The organism is Methylotenera sp. 1P/1 (assembly GCF_000384355.1).
In the GTDB taxonomy this organism is placed as follows: domain Bacteria; phylum Pseudomonadota; class Gammaproteobacteria; order Burkholderiales; family Methylophilaceae; genus Methylophilus.
Genome location: NZ_ARWC01000001.1, coordinates 2,544,156 through 2,560,631 on the forward strand (window position 1 = coordinate 2,544,156; position 16,476 = coordinate 2,560,631).

General features: G+C 48.3%; 18 protein-coding genes. 13 read left to right on the top strand and 5 right to left on the bottom strand.

From position 1 onward, the window contains the following. Positions 1-9 precede the first annotated feature (9 nt). The 7 genes from pilM to A3Q3_RS0112400 are packed head-to-tail and all read left to right on the top strand — an operon-like array spanning position 10 to position 6,688. The gene (gene pilM / locus A3Q3_RS0112370) at positions 10-924 is read left to right on the top strand and encodes a type IV pilus biogenesis protein PilM (RefSeq protein ID WP_020183907.1); all 915 of its coding nucleotides are present in this window, start codon (positions 10-12) and stop codon (positions 922-924) included. Next, positions 921-1,658 carry a PilN domain-containing protein gene (locus A3Q3_RS0112375; RefSeq protein ID WP_020183908.1) on the top strand — a complete coding sequence of 246 codons (738 nt, stop codon included), beginning with the start codon at positions 921-923 and terminating at the stop codon, positions 1,656-1,658. The genes pilM and A3Q3_RS0112375 overlap by 4 nt, the downstream gene beginning before the upstream one ends. Positions 1,659-1,663: 5 nt before the next feature. Further along, on the top strand, positions 1,664-2,338 hold the full coding sequence (locus tag A3Q3_RS0112380; protein ID WP_232418479.1) for a type II secretion system protein GspM: 675 nt from the start codon (positions 1,664-1,666) through the stop codon (positions 2,336-2,338). Next, positions 2,323-2,802, top strand: a complete 480-nt coding sequence (locus A3Q3_RS13970) for a hypothetical protein (protein ID WP_157355113.1) — start codon at positions 2,323-2,325, stop codon at positions 2,800-2,802. Before A3Q3_RS0112380 ends, A3Q3_RS13970 begins: the two co-directional genes overlap by 16 nt. Further along, positions 2,799-4,535 (top strand): secretin N-terminal domain-containing protein, encoded by a 1,737-nt coding sequence (locus A3Q3_RS0112390; RefSeq protein ID WP_157355116.1) that lies wholly within the window; start codon positions 2,799-2,801, stop codon positions 4,533-4,535. Before A3Q3_RS13970 ends, A3Q3_RS0112390 begins: the two co-directional genes overlap by 4 nt. Positions 4,536-4,537: 2 nt before the next feature. Next, positions 4,538-5,434 carry an ExeA family protein gene (locus A3Q3_RS0112395; protein ID WP_020183912.1) on the top strand — a complete coding sequence of 299 codons (897 nt, stop codon included), beginning with the start codon at positions 4,538-4,540 and terminating at the stop codon, positions 5,432-5,434. 27 nt (positions 5,435-5,461) lie between these two features. Further along, positions 5,462-6,688, top strand: a complete 1,227-nt coding sequence (locus tag A3Q3_RS0112400; RefSeq protein WP_020183913.1) for a tetratricopeptide repeat protein — start codon at positions 5,462-5,464, stop codon at positions 6,686-6,688. 13 nt (positions 6,689-6,701) lie between these two features. Here the strand turns inward: A3Q3_RS0112400 and A3Q3_RS0112405 are convergent, their stop codons facing one another. Further along, complete coding sequence (locus A3Q3_RS0112405) at positions 6,702-7,382, bottom strand: ComF family protein (protein WP_020183914.1); 681 nt, start codon at positions 7,380-7,382, stop codon at positions 6,702-6,704. A gap of 98 nt (positions 7,383-7,480) precedes the next feature. Between A3Q3_RS0112405 and bioB the strand changes: the two genes are divergently transcribed. The 6 genes from bioB to A3Q3_RS0112435 all read left to right on the top strand — a co-directional run bounded on the left by bioB (position 7,481) and on the right by A3Q3_RS0112435 (position 12,885). Beyond that, on the top strand, positions 7,481-8,515 hold the full coding sequence (gene bioB / locus A3Q3_RS0112410; protein WP_020183915.1) for a biotin synthase BioB: 1,035 nt from the start codon (positions 7,481-7,483) through the stop codon (positions 8,513-8,515). Between the two features lies 1 nt (position 8,516). Then, positions 8,517-9,683, top strand: a complete 1,167-nt coding sequence (gene bioF, locus A3Q3_RS0112415) for an 8-amino-7-oxononanoate synthase (RefSeq protein WP_020183916.1) — start codon at positions 8,517-8,519, stop codon at positions 9,681-9,683. 31 nt (positions 9,684-9,714) lie between these two features. After that, complete coding sequence (bioH, locus tag A3Q3_RS0112420; RefSeq protein WP_020183917.1) at positions 9,715-10,479, top strand: pimeloyl-ACP methyl ester esterase BioH; 765 nt, start codon at positions 9,715-9,717, stop codon at positions 10,477-10,479. Further along, positions 10,480-11,379 (top strand): malonyl-ACP O-methyltransferase BioC, encoded by a 900-nt coding sequence (gene bioC, locus A3Q3_RS0112425; protein WP_020183918.1) that lies wholly within the window; start codon positions 10,480-10,482, stop codon positions 11,377-11,379. A 6-nt stretch (positions 11,380-11,385) separates the two neighbouring features. Beyond that, the gene (gene bioD / locus A3Q3_RS0112430) at positions 11,386-12,000 is read left to right on the top strand and encodes a dethiobiotin synthase (protein ID WP_020183919.1); all 615 of its coding nucleotides are present in this window, start codon (positions 11,386-11,388) and stop codon (positions 11,998-12,000) included. Between the two features lie 267 nt (positions 12,001-12,267). Then, positions 12,268-12,885, top strand: a complete 618-nt coding sequence (locus A3Q3_RS0112435) for a PEP-CTERM sorting domain-containing protein (RefSeq protein WP_020183920.1) — start codon at positions 12,268-12,270, stop codon at positions 12,883-12,885. 82 nt (positions 12,886-12,967) lie between these two features. Here the strand turns inward: A3Q3_RS0112435 and nadD are convergent, their stop codons facing one another. The 4 genes from nadD to lptE all read right to left on the bottom strand — a co-directional run bounded on the left by nadD (position 12,968) and on the right by lptE (position 16,476). Continuing rightward, positions 12,968-13,609 carry a nicotinate-nucleotide adenylyltransferase gene (nadD, locus tag A3Q3_RS0112440; RefSeq protein WP_020183921.1) on the bottom strand — a complete coding sequence of 214 codons (642 nt, stop codon included), beginning with the start codon at positions 13,607-13,609 and terminating at the stop codon, positions 12,968-12,970. A gap of 79 nt (positions 13,610-13,688) precedes the next feature. Then, positions 13,689-14,945: a glutamate-5-semialdehyde dehydrogenase gene (locus A3Q3_RS0112445; RefSeq protein WP_020183922.1), complete on the bottom strand. Its 1,257-nt coding sequence runs from the start codon at positions 14,943-14,945 to the stop codon at positions 13,689-13,691. 9 nt (positions 14,946-14,954) lie between these two features. Next, complete coding sequence (gene holA / locus A3Q3_RS0112450; RefSeq protein WP_020183923.1) at positions 14,955-15,974, bottom strand: DNA polymerase III subunit delta; 1,020 nt, start codon at positions 15,972-15,974, stop codon at positions 14,955-14,957. 19 nt (positions 15,975-15,993) lie between these two features. Further along, a complete protein-coding gene (lptE, locus tag A3Q3_RS0112455) occupies positions 15,994-16,476 on the bottom strand; it encodes an LPS assembly lipoprotein LptE (RefSeq protein ID WP_020183924.1) in 483 nt (160 codons plus the stop codon).

Consider the following 16,476-nt stretch of genomic DNA (forward strand, 5'->3'; position numbering starts at 1 on the left):
GGCAACGATATGCAATGGTTTAAACAACAGAAGCAGCAGGCATGGACCGCTATTCGTACCACCGGAGAGGTGACGACGATTGTGCAAGTGATGCGACGCACGGGCGAAAAGCCGCTGGTGAATTTTGCGCATATTGAGCCCAGCAATGCGCGTGAAACCAAAGACGCAATCGCCCTTGCCAAAAAGTACAAACTCAAACATGCACGTTGCAGCTTTGTGCTCAACGCCAAAGATTACCAATTGCTGCAAGTGGAATCCCCCAACGTACCGGAACAAGAACGTAAGGAAGCATTGCGCTGGAAGATCAAAGACATGGTGGATTACCCAGTTGAGCAAGCCACGTTGGATTATATGAAGATTCCGCAAGATCCGGCTTACCCCAATAAGCAAGACTATGTGTATGCCATGGTCGCTAAAAATGCATTGGTGAGTCAGTTATACAACACCTTTGCCGATGCCGATATTCATTTACAGGCAATAGATGTGCGGGTGGCCGCGCAACGTAATATTGCCGCGTTATTGGAAGAGAAAGACCGTGGATTGGCCATGCTGAGCTTTGGGCGCGATGGCGGCTTACTCACTTTTACATCGGGCGGAGAGCTTTACCACACCCGTTTTATTGAGATTGAAGAAGAACGCAGTGCCGGTGCGTATGAGCGCATTGCTTTAGAGCTGCAACGCTCGCTGGATAATTTTGACCGCCAGTTTCCATTCATTACGGTGAATAAGCTATTGGTCGCGCCTTGCGAAGACCGCGATGCTTTGTTACAGCATTTGAAAAGTGCGTTGTACACACAGGTAGCCAGCTTTGAATTGGAAGATGTTGTGGACTTTGCATCTGGTGTTGCTGTCGACGGGCTGACCAAACAGGCTTTGGTGTTACACACCATAGGCGCGGCATTACGTGAGGAGGTAGCAGCATGAGTCAACAGATTAACCTCATAAATCCAGCTCTTATCAAGCAAAAGGATTATTTGACAACGCTTAATATAGTAAGCGTATACGGCGCATTGGGTTTGCTGATATTGGGGTGGTATGGCTATACCGCACAACAGGTACACACACTCAAAGCATCAAGAGATCAGTTGGTGGGTCAGTTGCAACAGCAGCAAACCACTTTGGAAGCAATGAATGCCGCGAGGGCGCCAAAAGCGCCAAATCAGGCCTTGGTTGCAACGTTACAATCGTTAGAGGAAAAACACCGCATGCAAACGCAAATATTGCAGGTGATGCAGCAAGGCAAGCCCTCACAAGACAAGGGTTTGGCTAATTATATGTTAGGGCTGGCGCGCCAAAGCACAGATGGGCTATGGCTCACCGGCTTTAGTATCGATCAAACGCATCATGCGGTGTCTTTGCGTGGGCGCAGTTTAGATGCGTCCTTATTGCCTGATTATATGCATCAACTTGGGCGTCAAGCTGTATTTGCCGGCCAAGCATTCAGCGGATTGCGTATTCAGCAACCAACAGAACAAGCCGCTAACCCTGCACCTGCTGTAGCGTCCACAAGCGCTGCATCTACACCTGCCGCAGCGCCGGTACCCAGTGCATTTGTCGAGTTTGAGTTACAAGCGAAAGAAATCCTACCTACCTCTGCTGCATCCTTACCAGCAACACTGGAAGCAGTAGCGCTTACACCAAACGAGGTGAAGTCTTGAACGCCATGCTGCAGACAGTTTCTACCAAGTTTGCTGCGTTAAACGCACGCGAACGTTGGATGGTGTTTTTTGCCGGATTGGCGCTGGTGTATGCCGTGCTCAGCAGTTTATTGATGGGCCCAGTTCAGCGCCAGCAACAACAAATGCAAACAGAAATGGCGCAATCCAGTGCGCAATTGGCGGATATAGCGCAGCAAGTGGCTACGCTATCAGAGCACCCGGTCATGAGTGTGGATGATAGTAATACGCAAAAAATTGCACAACTCAATGCCAAGATTCATGCGCAACAAACAGAAATGTCTGCTTTGCAAGATACCTTGGTGAGCCCGGCACAAATGCCTGGCTTACTCAAAGATTTGATTGAGCATCACGCCGGCTTGCGGTTGATTGACATGAAAACGCTGCCACCGGAAAACTTCTTAACTGCTCAACCAATCACGGCACAAGATACCGAAGCCACACAGACGCATAGCGGTCAGCCACTCATTTATCGCCATGCCATCACCATGACCTTGGCAGGTAACTACATGGAATTGATGCGTTATGCGCAAGCCTTGCAAGCCATGTCTGCACAAGTATTGTGGGATAAAGCCGTGCTGGTAGCAAAAACTTACCCTGAGAATGAACTCACGATCACAGTGTATACACTGAGTTTGGATGCCACATGGCTAAGTATCTAATGGGTTTGATTGGGCTTGGCCTATTTACATCCACGCTGATGGCTGAGGTGTTGCGTGACCCTACCATGCCACCCCCACAGTCTGGCTTGGTGTCGGCGGAGCGTTTGCCAACTGTGGCACCACCACCAATGTTGCAATCCATTACCTTAGGCTCTAGCGCCAAGTTTGCCATGATCAATGGGCAAACTGTGATGTTGGGCGGCAGCTATGAGGATTGGACATTGATACGGTTGAGCGCTAACGAAGCGGTGTTGCGTGCAAAAGATGGCAAGACCAAAGTGCTGGTGATGGATTACGCCATTCAAAAGCGCAGTGCGTCCGCACAGCCCACCAAGTTACCAATACGAAATAGCACTAAAGCCACTTCTCAAGAGGTGGTAGAAACCACGACACGAAATAACTTAACGGAACGTCCTCATGCGCAAGTGCGTGTGCAGGCAGAAAGTCTATGGGTGAAGCAATGAACACACATTTTAAATTCAGCACGGTGATGGCCATGTTGTTGCTGGTTGGTTGCGCAAGCAATGCGCCACAAAACAACGGGCAGCTCAACAATAAAATGCAGCAAACCTTAAAAGAGGCGGCTAAAGCTAAACCTGCTGCGGCCTTGCCAGAAGTGGTGAATGAAGCGTTATTGCCGCCGCTCAAAGTAGAGCTACCTAAAAGCAATGCCAAAAAATTAGAGCCACGTTTTGATTTAGTGGTGAACAATGCACCCGCTGCACAAGTGTTGATGGGCATCGTGAGCGGTACGCGCTACAGCATGCTGTTACATCCAGACATGGCTGGCAATGTATCCGTCAATTTAAAAGATGTGACCGTATTTGAAGCATTAGATGCTTTACGTGATTTATATGGCTATGAATATAAAGTAGACGGCACACGCATTATGATTGAGCCGCAAACACTGCAAACACGCGTGTTTCAGGTCAATTATATTGTAGGCCAACGTAAAGGTTCGTCTGATACACAAGTGACTTCTGGCTCATTGGGCGCATCCAATAGCAACACAGCGTCACAAAATCCATCCACGGCTACGACCTCTACACCAGGTCAAACCAATCAAGTGGCGCTGATTTCCAGCAGTATTTCCACTAATACCAGTAACGATTTTTGGACGGATTTAGGCTTGTCTTTAAACGGCATTGTCGGAACAGAAGCAGGGCGCAAAGTAGTGGTCAACTTGCAGTCTGGCGTCATCATGGTACGTGCCATGCCTAAGGAAATCCGTAACGTCGAATCTTTCTTGCGCTTGATGCAAGTAAACATTGAGCGCCAAGTGATTTTAGAAGCCAAGATCTTGCGCGTAGGCCTCAATTCAGATTCTCAAAGCGGTGTGAACTGGTCTGTATTAGGGAGCCGTGGCAGCAGCCGGGCGTTGGTAGGTAATATCAACAACAACAGCGTGGTCAATACCAATGGCAATGGCCCGCAAGTTTCTGGCTCGTTAGGTGCAGATTTGAATGGCGTTTTGGCGAATGCTGCTACCACTGCGATTGGTGGGCCTTTGTTTGCCGTGGCATTACAAGGCGCTAACTTTGCTGCGCTGATGCAATTTTTAGAAACACAAGGCGATGTAGAAGTGCTCTCTAGCCCAAGAATTGCCACCATCAATAACCAAAAAGCCGTGCTTAAAGTAGGTACGGATGAGTTCTATATTACTGGCGTGAGACAAAGCACCACAGCCTCTGTGGGCGCAACGACTACGATTCCGGAAGTCACTTTGCAACCATTCTTCTCTGGCATCTCGTTAGATGTAACGCCGCAAATTGATAAAGATGACAACATCATCTTGCATATGCATCCATCCATTAGCCAAGTGACGACCGTGACCAAACAATTTACCTTGGGCGGCACGTCTAATCAGTTTAATTTGCCACTGCCTTCCAGCAGCGTGAATGAGACCGACAGTATTGTGCGCACCCGTGATGGTAACGTGATTGCGATTGGCGGCCTGATGACAGAGAGCAATACCAAAACCGGTTCAAAAGTGCCTGGTTTGGGCGATGTCAAAGGCATAGGCAAAGCCTTCCGCCAGCATAGCGAGCAATCCAGTAAATCTGAGTTGGTGATTTTACTGAAATCGACCGTAGTGCAAGGCAATGAGAGCTGGTCAGAAGACATGCTCAGCGCACAGCAACGTTTAGAAGGTATGCGCCAACAACAATACGGACAAGCCAAAGCTGGAGGTAGCTAATTATGTACCTCGCGCATTTTGGTCTGCAAGAATTCCCGTTCAAGCTGACGCCGGACACCAGCTTTTATTACGCCACGCAAAGCTATCAAGAAGCATTGAATACGCTGCTGATTGCGATTAGTTCGGGTGAAGGCTTTATCAAAATTACTGGCGAAGTTGGCACAGGTAAAACCTTGCTATGCCGCAAGTTACTCAAAAGCTTGGGTGATGGCTTTAAAACAGCATTTATCCCCAATCCTTATTTAGACCCACAAGCATTGTTGATGGCGCTGGCGTCCGAACTTGGTTTGAGCTTGCCTGCACGCTTAAGCCACCATGAGTTACTAGACGCATTGTCTCAACGATTAATGGCATTGGCCAACGAAGACAAACAAGTAGTGGTGTGTTTGGATGAAGTGCAAGCCATGCCGATTGAAACGCTAGAAGCTTTGCGTTTGTTGAGTAATTTAGAAACCGAGAAACGCAAATTATTACAGGTGGTGATTTTTGGCCAGCCCGAGCTGGAAGAAAAGTTAGATCAGCCTTCGATTCGCCAATTGCGTCAACGCATTAGCTTTGAGTATCGCTTGGGTGCTTTGCAATGGCATGAGCTGAGTTTTTACCTCAATCACCGTATGCATATTGCTGGCTATAACGGCTGGCGTGTGTTCACACCGGCCAGCTTGCGCTTACTACACCAACATTCTGCGGGTATCCCCAGATTGGTCAATATTTTGGCGCATAAAGCATTGTTGTCAGCCTATGGCAAAGGCTTGCGCGAGGTGACCGTGCGCGAAATGCGCGATGCCGTATTAGATACACATGCCAGTGTGCGTGCACAACATGGCTGGTCTTATTCAATCTTTAAATGGTGGCTTGCCATGGGTGTTGCGCGTGCCACGTTATTTTTATCTCACTAATTATCTAAGTGCGATAAGGCGGACAATATGAGCTTAATCAATCAAATGCTACAAGAGTTAGAGCAGCGCAAGGCCTCTTCGGATGCGCCTAGTGTACTGACGCAGATGGCACATCCAGTGCATGCAGTAGCGGTACCACGCAAAAACAGAATGTTGCAATATGCAGTGCTCGGGGCCTTATGTATCGGCGGCGTCTATGGCGTGCAACTGTTGTCGCAACGTATGCTGTCTACACATGCAACGCTGGATTTACCAAGTAACGCCGGCATGATTACGGAGGCCAATGCCAATATGATGCCTCCTGTTGCAGTTACGCTTACACCAACACCAACGCCTAGCGAAATCACTGAAGCCGTAGTGGAAACCAGCGTGAGTTTTACGCCAAGCTTGGAAAAGACATTGCATCTGTCACAACAAAGCGGTGCACTAGCAGCAGCCCAATCCAATCAGGTCACACAGGCAACAGCATTATCCAAGACCGTGGTGGCTGCTAATGCCCATGGTGCATCTGTCTTAGATGTGGAGGCGCCTGCGGTACAGCCTAGCACAGTACAATCTGAAGTGGTGCAGCCTGCAGCGCGTGCGCAGGTGGCCATTGCCAATACAATGCCTTTGCCTAAACAAGCTACGCCTAACGCCATAGAGTCTAAATCGGTGGTGAATAAATCCATGACTGCTGAGCAAAAAGCAGCCCATGCTTATCAGCAAGCTATTAGCTATTTGCAACAAGGGCGTGTGGCCGAGGCGCAAGATCAATTGCTAAATGCATTAGAGTTATATCCTCAGCATGAAGATGCGCGCCAGACTTTGGTGGGTTTGTTGGTCGATAACAAACGGTTAGACCAAGCCATGCAGGTATTAAAAAGCGGATTGCAATTGACCTCTAATCAGGCTCCCAACCATGGCAGTTATGCGCAAACGTTGGCACGTTTACAGTTAGATGCAGGCCTGGCGGAAGATGCATTGCGCACATTGGAGACGCATAGCGCCAATGTGCAACAACCAGACGCTTATTACGCCTTAATGGCGGTGGTGCTACAAAAAACAGGGCAGCATGCGCAAGCCATTACACGTTATCAGCAGGCCTTGAGTCGTGGTGCTACTACACCCGCTTGGCTGATTGGCATGGCGGTATCGTTGCAGGCCGAAGGGCGTGCAGCAGAGGCTAAGCAAGCTTATCAACAGGCACAAACCAGCCAACTCAGTCCTGAGCTGGCATTGTTTGTGTCGCAACGCCTCAAGCAAGTGCAATAGCGCAACTGTTGGCTCAATAAGTTCTCGCCATTACCCAACAAGTCACTTTAGCCGCACCAGCGGCTTTCAGTGTTTTTGCTAGCTCGTTTAAGCTGGCGCCGGAAGTCATGACATCATCCACAATCGCTACATGCTTACCCACAAAATAATCATCACAGGTAAACGCAGCTTTGATGTTGCTGACTCTACTTTTTAGCGGCAGGCTGGCTTGTGGCGGTGTATTTCTAATGCGCTGGCAGTGATGCGTTGCCAATGGTTTGTGCAACAGCTTGGTGATGCGTTTGGCCAGTTCTAATGATTGGTTGAATCCGCGTTGCTGTATTCTCGCTGGGTGCATTGGCATCGGTAACACACAATCAACATCGCTAGCACTTACGTGTTTTAAGCTGATGGCTGCAAATAGCCGTGCCAAATGCAATGCATGTTGATACTTGAGTGCTTGTAATAATGCGTCGATCGGGTATGCATACTCAAAGAGCGCATGCGTGGCATCAAAGAAAGGCGGATCAGTTAAGCAACTGCCACAGGTGTTGCCAGAAGCAGGCAGTCCGCATTGTGGGCAACCACTCAGTGCTTGCCATGGCAAATCTTGCCAACAATCTGCGCAGATGCCGAGTGTGTGATGCGCTTTGGCCTCGCATAATATGCATGTGGGCTGCATGAGTTGGTTGAAAAATGGCTTGATATTGAACATATGATTAATTTTTAAACAGTTGTTTAATGTTTGCTTGGTTAAGCCTTAACAGCATATAATTCGGCATCTATTCAAATAACTACGTGTAAAGGGATGCCATGTTAGACACATCATCAGTCACGCCACCCACCGCTATTATAAACACAGATGCACTTACCCAAGGTAAAGGACAAAGTTGCCATACAGACCACGGCTACTCAGTGAATCGCTGGTCGGTCGATGAGATTGTGGCACTCTTTGAATTGCCATTCAGTGATTTAATCCATCGCGCACAAACCGTACACCGTGAACACTTTGATCCAAATGCTGTACAAGTCAGCACATTACTTTCTATCAAAACTGGTGGCTGTAGTGAAGATTGCGGTTACTGTCCACAAGCGGCACGCTACCATACAGATGTAGAAAATGAGCCGCTGATGAAGTTAGATGACGTGTTAGCCGCAGCACAAGCAGCCAAAGACAATGGTGCCAGCCGCTTTTGTATGGGCGCAGCATGGCGTGGCCCAAAACAACGTGATTTAGAGCCAGTGTTGAAGATGATTTCTGAGGTTAAAGCCATGGGTTTAGAAACCTGCGCAACCTTAGGCATGCTGAAAGAGGGGCAGGCGGAACAGTTAAAAGATGCGGGCTTGGATTATTACAACCACAACTTAGATACCGCCCCTGAATTTTATGGCGATGTGATTACCACGCGCACCTATCAAGACCGTTTAGAAACGCTAGACCGCGTGCGTAGTGTGGACATCAATGTATGTTGTGGCGGCATTATTGGTATGGGTGAGTCACGTAACCAACGCGCTGGCCTGTTGGCACAATTGGCCAATATGGAACGTCCACCGGAAAGCGTGCCAATTAATCTGCTCACGCAAGTAGAAGGTACGCCATTGCATGGTACAGAAGAGCTAGACCCGTTGGAATTTGTACGTACTATTGCTGCTGCACGTATCACCATGCCACAGAGTTTTGTGCGTTTGTCAGCAGGTCGTCAAAGCATGCACGAGGGCATTCAAGCCTTGTGCTTTATTGCCGGTGCGAACAGTATTTTCTACGGTGAGAAATTGTTGACCACAGGCAATCCGGAAGCGGAAACGGATAAGAAGCTATTTGCCAAATTAGGCATTCACCCAATCTAGTATGTTACAGGCTCTACAACAGGAGTTAGATAAGCGCAAAGTAGATGGCCTGATGCGTCAGCGCCGCTTGCTGGATTCGCCACAAGCAGAGCACATCGTCGCAAATAATCAGACATTTTTATCGTTTTGCAGCAACGATTATCTTGGTTTAGCCAATCATCCCAAGCTCATTGCAGCCATGCAAGAAGCAGCTGGTTTATCCGGTGTCGGTAGCGGTGCCTCTAACTTGATTACCGGCCATCATCGTTATCACGATAAGCTGGAAAAACGTCTCGCCCAATTTGTGGAGATGCCAGCCGCGTTACTATTTTCTACCGGCTATATGGCCAATATTGGCGTACTGGGTGCGTTAGCAGGACGCGAAGATGCGATTTTTGCCGATAAGCTTAACCATGCCTGTTTAAATGATGGCGGGTATTATTCTTTGGCCGATTTCAAACGTTTTCCACACAATGATGTACAAGCACTAGAAATACTATTGAAAGCGAGCACTGCCAAGCATAAGCTGATAGCAGTCGATGCAGTCTTTAGCATGGACGGGGATATTGCGCCTTTGGCAGAATATCTAGCTTTATGTGAACGTTACGATGCCTATTTATATGTAGATGACGCGCACGGCTTTGGTGTGCTGGGTCAGCATGGGCAGGGGTCACTGAACCATTTAGGTTTAAAGTCACCGCGCTTGATTATGATGGCCACCTTAGGTAAAGCTGCTGGTGTGGCTGGTGCATTTGTTGCCGGTGAGCAAGTGGTGGTGGATTATTTGATTCAAAAAGCCAACAGTTATGTGTACTCCACACCTGCGCCGCCAGCATTATCTGCCACGCTGCTTGCCTCTGTTGATTTGATTGCGCAAGGCGATGCGCTACGCAACCACTTGCAAACCCTTATTGCTACCCTCAAGCAGCATTTGCAGGTATCACGCTGGCAGCTCATGCCCTCCATCACAGCCGTACAACCTTTACTGGTCGGCAATAATTACGAAGCGTTGGCGCTGAGTGAACACTTGCAAGCACAAGGTATTTTGGTGCCAGCCATTCGCCAGCCAACTGTGCCAGTGAATACATCACGCTTGCGTATCTCGCTATCGGCAGCGCATCGTGTCGAAGACGTCATACGCTTGGCGGACACTATCAACCAAGCAGAAACTGTGGTGCAAGCAGCATGAACTTTCTATTGATAACGACAAGGGATCAAGCATGAGTTGCCATGTAGAAATTATTGGTCAAGGGCAACCCTTGGTGTTGCTGCATGGCTGGGGTATGCACAGTGGCGTATGGCAACATCTAGTCAAGCGCTTGTCCGCACAATACATGCTCTATTTGATTGATTTGCCCGGCATGGGCAGCAGTCGTCCGGTGGAGCCATATCATCTGCATGCATTGGCAGATGAAGTAGCGCAAGTTATTCCAGGAGTTTCTGACATCATGGGCTGGTCACTGGGCGGTTTGGTCGCGCAACGTATTGCGCTCAATCAGCCAGACCGTGTGCGCCGCCTGATTTTGGTGGGCTCAACTCCTTGCTTTGTTTCATCACAAGATTGGCCGCATGGTATCTCACCCGTGCATTTTCACAACTTTGCAGAAAGTGTGAACCGGGATTACAAGGCCACCATGTTGCAATTTTTAACCTTGCAATGCATGAAAGCCAGCGATGCGCGCGCAACGTTGCGTCAACTACGCGCTAGCTTTGAGCTGAAACCAACGCCTACGCAAACGACTTTAAATCGTTCACTCTCTATATTGCTAGACTCCGATTTACGCGAAGAGATCGTTACATTACGCAAGCCTACATTGTTAATTCATGGGGATCGCGATACCTTAGCGCCAGTCGCGGCGGCGCACTGGATGTCACAACATTTGCCGATTGCATTTTTACGTGTGATGGCAGGGGCTGCCCACGCGCCGTTCTTGTCGCATACCGATCAGTTTGTTGATACGCTTAACCAGTTTCTAGAGCCATAGATGCAAGATGCCTCAATGAAAGACGCCTATTGGATAGACAAAGCACGCGTACGTGCCTCGTTTGAGCGTGCAGCCCACACTTACGATGCCGCCGCCGTGCTGCAAAAAAATGTGCGGGAAGAAATGTTGGATCGACTCGATCTCGTCAATATCAAACCGCAAGCTATCTTAGATGCAGGTTGTGGTACTGGACACGGCAGCTTTGCCTTGCACAAGCGCTTTCCAGATGCGCATATGGTTTCTTTAGATTTAGCGATGGGCATGTTGCAACAAACCTATGCGCAGCAACCCACCTTAACACGCTGGATGTCACAACTCACCGGCAAAAAAAACTTGGTCTGTGCAGACATTGAGGCACTACCACTCGCCAGTGCCAGTGTTGATATCGTCTGGTCTAATCTGGCATTGCAGTGGTGTAATGATCTAGATCAAGCATTTACAGAAATCAAACGTGTGTTAAAGCCAAACGGATTGCTGATGTTCAGCACCTTTGGGCCAGATACGTTGAGAGAGTTGCGTATTGCCAGTGCGGAAAATGACACAACGACGCACGTTAGCCGTTTTATTGATATGCATGACATTGGCGACGCCATGACGCGTGCTGGCTTTAATGCGCCAGTGCTGGATGTGGAGCATTTCACACTCACTTATGACGATGTGAAAAGTGTGATGCGCGATTTAAAATCTATCGGTGCGCATAATGCAACTGCAGGGCGGGTGCGTGGGTTGGTCGGCAAGGGATTTTTTCAGCAATTGGCCACACGTTATGAGCAATTCAGGCTACAAGATGGCAAGCTCCCTGCCACGTTTGAAGTAGTTTATGGGCATGCATGGAAATCAGCCGCTACTTCGGACCTCCCCTCTGGTGTGTCGCCTATAGCGTTTCGCGCACGCGGATAGTGAACAATGAAGCAGGCCTTTTTTATTACCGGTACAGATACAGGCATTGGTAAAACCTTTGTGGCATGCCAGTTAATACGCCAATATGTAGCACAGGGCTATCGTGTGGTGGGCATGAAGCCTATTGCCGCAGGCTGTGATCTTGTGGATGGACAATGGGTCAATGAAGATGTGAAGCTATTGATGCAAGCAAGTAATGTAGATGCACCGCTGCATTGGGTGAACCCCTACTGTTTTAAAGCCCCGATTGCACCCCATATCGCCGCGCAGCAAGAAAATATCGCTATTCAGCTAGAAGTTATTCTGCAAGCTTACCAAGCACTCACCGAGTTAGCAGACATTGTGGTGGTGGAAGGCGCGGGCGGTTTGCTGGTGCCATTGCATGCTGAATTGACTATAGCCGAGTTAGCTGCTGCATTGAATATCCCGATTATTTTTGTAGTGGGGATGCGTTTAGGCTGCATTAACCACGCGCTACTTTCACTTGAAGTTATGCAAGCGCGTCATCTGCCGATACAAGGGTGGGTGGCCAACCCGATAGATCCCGCCATGCAATGTTACGCAGAAAACCTTGCTACGTTACAGCAGCACTTTAAAGGCATTCCACAGTTGCAGTGTTAGTGCCTCGCACGCTTATATTGCAGTAGTGTGTACAACATGCGTGCTTGTCTTATTGCCTATGACCCATCAGGGCTATTGAGCGCGTAGCCTATGCCCATTATGATGCACCCAATCGCAGTTGTTACAGGTCAATCGTCAGCGAACCTAAGCACATAACAGTGATGATCAGTGAGTTTACCCGTATGGGCTATTGAGGGAAAAAGGGATAGTCCATATACTGGATTCAAGATTTTTAAATTTAACGTTTGTATAACTGGAGTAAAAAATATGAAGAAATTGTTGTTAGCGTTAACCATCGCGTTATCTGCAACTGCGGCGCAAGCAGAAGTGGTCAACCACTTAGCATTAAGCACAGCTGGTTCAGTAACATTCACAACAGAAGCAGCTGGCTACACACAAGGTCATAACGTCATTACTGGCGCAACTGGCGGCGTGTTTGGTCAATTATCTGCAACACAAGATACTGCTTTAACAGTAACGTTCTTGGGTAAAGAGGCTTGGAATGTAAACTTCTATATCGCTAACGGTTCAGAAGTTGCTGGTACATCTACTAGCGTAGTAAACGTAGGTGATTCATTCACATTCAACGTAGCAGCAGGTTTGATTGACTTTGGCTTTGGTGGTTCAAGTACTTCAGCTGCAGCTTCAAACTTAACAAACTACATCGGTAAAATTGCTTACATCGAAAACGATGGTTCTTACAAAGATGCGAACGGTAACCCATTTGCATTCTTAATCGGCTTCAATGACAGCGGTTCACCAGATGGCGATTACGATGACTACGTTGTTGGCGTAAGCGCAGTGCCAGTACCAGCAGCATTACCATTGTTGGCTTCAGCATTGGGTATGTTCGGTGTTGCACGTCGCCGTAAAACTTTAGCTTAATTCGCTAAAGTAATTAAAAAAACCTGCTACGGCAGGTTTTTTTACGTCTATATTTTGCGCAATGAATATTGCTTAGGGCGAATCAATCTCTATATAAGCCATGCTGCTGTATATATCCAATCACGGCTTGTGGGCATAGATAAGCCGGATTTTTCTGAGTGCGGATAAGGCCACGAATCTGGCTGGAAGAGATATCTAAAGCGGTCACATCATGTATCGCAATCAGCCCATGTGATTGTTGTGATAATTGCGTGATGTTGTGTGTTTGATGTTGTTGCAGCCATTGACGTAGCGGTTCACTTAGGTTGATCAAACTCCCACCATGTGGACGTGAAACGACGATGAGGTGGCAATACTCTAGAACAGATTGCCAGCGGTGCCATTGGTCAAAACGTGCGAATGCATCTGTACCGACGATTAAACATAGTGCATCTTGTGGATGTTCTGCATGCAAAGATATCAACGTGTCGATTGTGTATGACAGTCCGATACGCTCCAGCTCACGTGTATCCAGATGAAAAAGTGGGTTAGCTGCGATGGCAAGTTGCACCATCTCGGCCCTGTGCTTGGCCGCTACATCTGGCTCGGCTTTCAATGGTGGCTTGGCGGCGGGTAAAAACTTTACTTGGCTCAGTGCAAATGCCTCGGCAACCTCTTGTGCGATTCTCAAGTGTCCGTAATGTATCGGATTAAACGTCCCACCAAACACGCCAATGCGCTGCATGATTATCGGTACCCTTGCGCGGTGAGCCAGTGAAATGGTGCTGAAAGCTGACCCACCATCATCTTAGTTGCAGGATGGATTAGGCACGTACTTCACCATTACCAAACACAACGTATTTGAGTGAAGTCAGCCCCTCTAAACCCACTGGACCACGCGCATGTAGTTTGTCCGTGGAAATGCCAATTTCAGCTCCTAGCCCATATTCAAAGCCATCGGCAAAACGTGTAGAAGCATTGACCATCACGCTGCTGGAATCTACCTCACGCAAGAACTGGTGTGCCTTGGTGTAGTTTTCCGTGATGATCGCCTCGGTATGTTGTGATGAGTGCTGGTTGATATGGGCAATCGCTTCATCTATGCCTGCCACTACTTTAGAAGAAATAATGGCATCCAAATATTCCGTGTAAAAATCCTCTTCCGTCGCAGGAATGGCTTCTTTCACAATTGCACAGGTTTCTTCGCAACCACGAATTTCAATACCTTTACTCACCAGCATCTGTGCGAGCAATGGCAACGCTGTATGCGCAATGCTGCGTGCAACCAATAACGACTCTGCAGTATTGCAGGTGCCTAAGCGTTGAGTTTTTGCATTCTCTAAAATACGCACCGCTTTCTGTAGGTCAGCATCATCGTCCACATAGACATGACAATTGCCATCCAAGTGTTTAATCACTGGGATGCGCGCCTCATTGGAGATGCGCTCAATCAAACCTTTGCCGCCACGTGGCACAATCACATCCACAAAGGCTTTCATGGTAATCAGCTCGCCTACCGCGGCACGGTCGGTGGTCTCTACCACCAATACTGCGTTTTCAGGCAGCCCAGCTTTGGCAAGGCCTTCGTGGACTAGTTTAGCTAAGGCTTGATTACAATGAATCGCCTCAGAGCCACCGCGCAGAATGCATGCGTTTCCAGACTTGATGCATAAGCCTGCCGCATCAATCGTCACGTTCGGTCTGGCTTCGTAAATAATGCCAATCACGCCTAAAGGCACACGCATTTTGCCAATCTGAATGCCAGAAGGGCGGTACTTAAAATCACTCATTTCACCAATCGGGTCTGGCAGGCTCGCAATTTGTGTGAGGCCCTCTGCCATATTGGCAATGGATTTCTCTGTTAAGGTGAGGCGATCTAGCATGGCGTCATCCATGCCATTGGCTTTTGCAGCGGCGATATCTTGCTGATTTGCAGCCAGCAAAGCTTGTGCTTCGCGTTGAATCGCTGCAGCAATGAATAACAATGCTTGGTTTTTGGTCTGCGTATCCGCTTTAGCCATCGCGCGCGAAGCCTGGCGTGCCTCTTGCCCAAGTTGTTGCATGTAATGTTGAATGTTCATTCTGCCATTTTACCTTGTTCTTGATTTAATGCGAGCAAGGCCAAAACATAGCCGTGAAATTTCCAGCCAAGCATCCCCTTGCATCACGCCTTTGGCCATACGGTCAATGTCGCTGAGCTTTTGTAAAGCAGCTTCTACCTGGCGCATGCTAAGTCGCTGCGCTGCTGATTTAATCAGGAGTTGCCTATCCCCGAACAAGCGCGCACTGGCCATTGCTGATTGTAAATTTTCGCCTTGTGCTTCGGCTTGTTTAATGCGTAGTAACGGACGTATCAGCCAAATGAGTGGGTTCATCACGGCCACGGCTTGCTCACCTTCGTCTTGTAAGCCTTGCAATATGCGCACTGTGCGCTCGCTATCGCCTTGCAGCATTGCCTCGCCCAATTGAAATGCATCAAAACGTGCTACATTCAGTACTGCTTCTTTGATTTGTGCAGCGGTGACCTCACCGGCCGGATATAACAACGCTAGCTTTTGAATTTCTTGGTGCGCTGCTAGCATATTGCCTTCTACCTGTTGCGCCATAAAAGCGAGCGCATCGTCATCCGTATGCTGCTGTTGTAACGCTAGCCGTTGTTTAATCCATGCAGGCAATTGACCAATCGTGACCTCTTTTAGTTCTACCACTAATGCGTGTGTCTGCAAGTTTTGATACCAAGCGCTATTTTTGCTCTCACGCTCTAGTGCAGGTAGGGTAATGATGGAGGTGGTATCCGGCATAGGCTGTTGCGCCAGTTCTGCCAGTACTTTTGCACCGTCAACACCAGGTTTTCCGCTGGGGATATGAATTTCCAGAATGCGGTGCGAAGAAAATAACGAAAAATGCTGATTAAATTGCGTGACGGTTTGCCAGTTAAATTGGCGTTCTACCAATAGGCTGGTGCGTTCTTCTGCACCGAGTTTGCGCGCATATTGTCTTATACAGTCTAGACATTCTGCTTTGGCCAGTGGCTCATCGCCGACCACAACCACCACTGGTGATACGGTGGTGGCAAGTTGTTTTGCTAAAGCGGCCGCGGAAATTTGCACGGATGTTGGTAGTTTCGGCTTATGGTTTTAGTTTGGATAGTCGACGAATGATGTTATTCATCACATCTTTTTGCATATTGAGATTGAGCTGCCTCTCCTCATTTTGCTTGGCCAATAAATTCGCATCGCTGTACGAAAAGTCCCTACGCGCTTCTACAGTTTGTGGTTGACTCCACAGTGCATCTTTCGCTGGTTTTGTACGGTAAATCACACGGTAATACAGCTCATACTCGCGTACCACACCATCGCCGCTCAATGAAAGGATGCGCTTCTCGCTTTCTTCCTTCATTAAATCAATTTCCATTTCGGCCTGACTTGGGTCGGTTGTCACGACTACGCCATTGGCTGTGATGGATTTCTTAAGCGCTTTGGTGATTTGCGTCTGGCCATTGACAAAAATGCTGGTAAACGCAAACTCGCTTGCACCGCGCAAATGAAATCCGCACGCAATCAGCGTTAAGCACAATACCGTTAGCGTTACATTTCGCATCCATTGCATCAT

Bases quoted from the DNA above. Each gene is read 5' to 3' on its own strand.
- pilM (WP_020183907.1), top strand. From the start codon at position 10: ATGCAATGGTTTAAACAACAGAAGCAGCAGGCATGGACCGCTATTCGT.
- A3Q3_RS0112375 (WP_020183908.1), top strand. From the start codon at position 921: ATGAGTCAACAGATTAACCTCATAAATCCAGCTCTTATCAAGCAAAAG.
- A3Q3_RS0112380 (WP_232418479.1), top strand. From the start codon at position 1,664: ATGCTGCAGACAGTTTCTACCAAGTTTGCTGCGTTAAACGCACGCGAA.
- A3Q3_RS13970 (WP_157355113.1), top strand. From the start codon at position 2,323: ATGGCTAAGTATCTAATGGGTTTGATTGGGCTTGGCCTATTTACATCC.
- A3Q3_RS0112390 (WP_157355116.1), top strand. From the start codon at position 2,799: ATGAACACACATTTTAAATTCAGCACGGTGATGGCCATGTTGTTGCTG.
- A3Q3_RS0112395 (WP_020183912.1), top strand. From the start codon at position 4,538: ATGTACCTCGCGCATTTTGGTCTGCAAGAATTCCCGTTCAAGCTGACG.
- A3Q3_RS0112400 (WP_020183913.1), top strand. From the start codon at position 5,462: ATGAGCTTAATCAATCAAATGCTACAAGAGTTAGAGCAGCGCAAGGCC.
- A3Q3_RS0112405 (WP_020183914.1), bottom strand. From the start codon at position 7,382: ATGTTCAATATCAAGCCATTTTTCAACCAACTCATGCAGCCCACATGC.
- bioB (WP_020183915.1), top strand. From the start codon at position 7,481: ATGTTAGACACATCATCAGTCACGCCACCCACCGCTATTATAAACACA.
- bioF (WP_020183916.1), top strand. From the start codon at position 8,517: ATGTTACAGGCTCTACAACAGGAGTTAGATAAGCGCAAAGTAGATGGC.
- bioH (WP_020183917.1), top strand. From the start codon at position 9,715: ATGAGTTGCCATGTAGAAATTATTGGTCAAGGGCAACCCTTGGTGTTG.
- bioC (WP_020183918.1), top strand. From the start codon at position 10,480: ATGCAAGATGCCTCAATGAAAGACGCCTATTGGATAGACAAAGCACGC.
- bioD (WP_020183919.1), top strand. From the start codon at position 11,386: ATGAAGCAGGCCTTTTTTATTACCGGTACAGATACAGGCATTGGTAAA.
- A3Q3_RS0112435 (WP_020183920.1), top strand. From the start codon at position 12,268: ATGAAGAAATTGTTGTTAGCGTTAACCATCGCGTTATCTGCAACTGCG.
- nadD (WP_020183921.1), bottom strand. From the start codon at position 13,609: ATGCAGCGCATTGGCGTGTTTGGTGGGACGTTTAATCCGATACATTAC.
- A3Q3_RS0112445 (WP_020183922.1), bottom strand. From the start codon at position 14,945: ATGAACATTCAACATTACATGCAACAACTTGGGCAAGAGGCACGCCAG.
- lptE (WP_020183924.1), bottom strand. From the start codon at position 16,476: ATGATGCAATGGATGCGAAATGTAACGCTAACGGTATTGTGCTTAACG.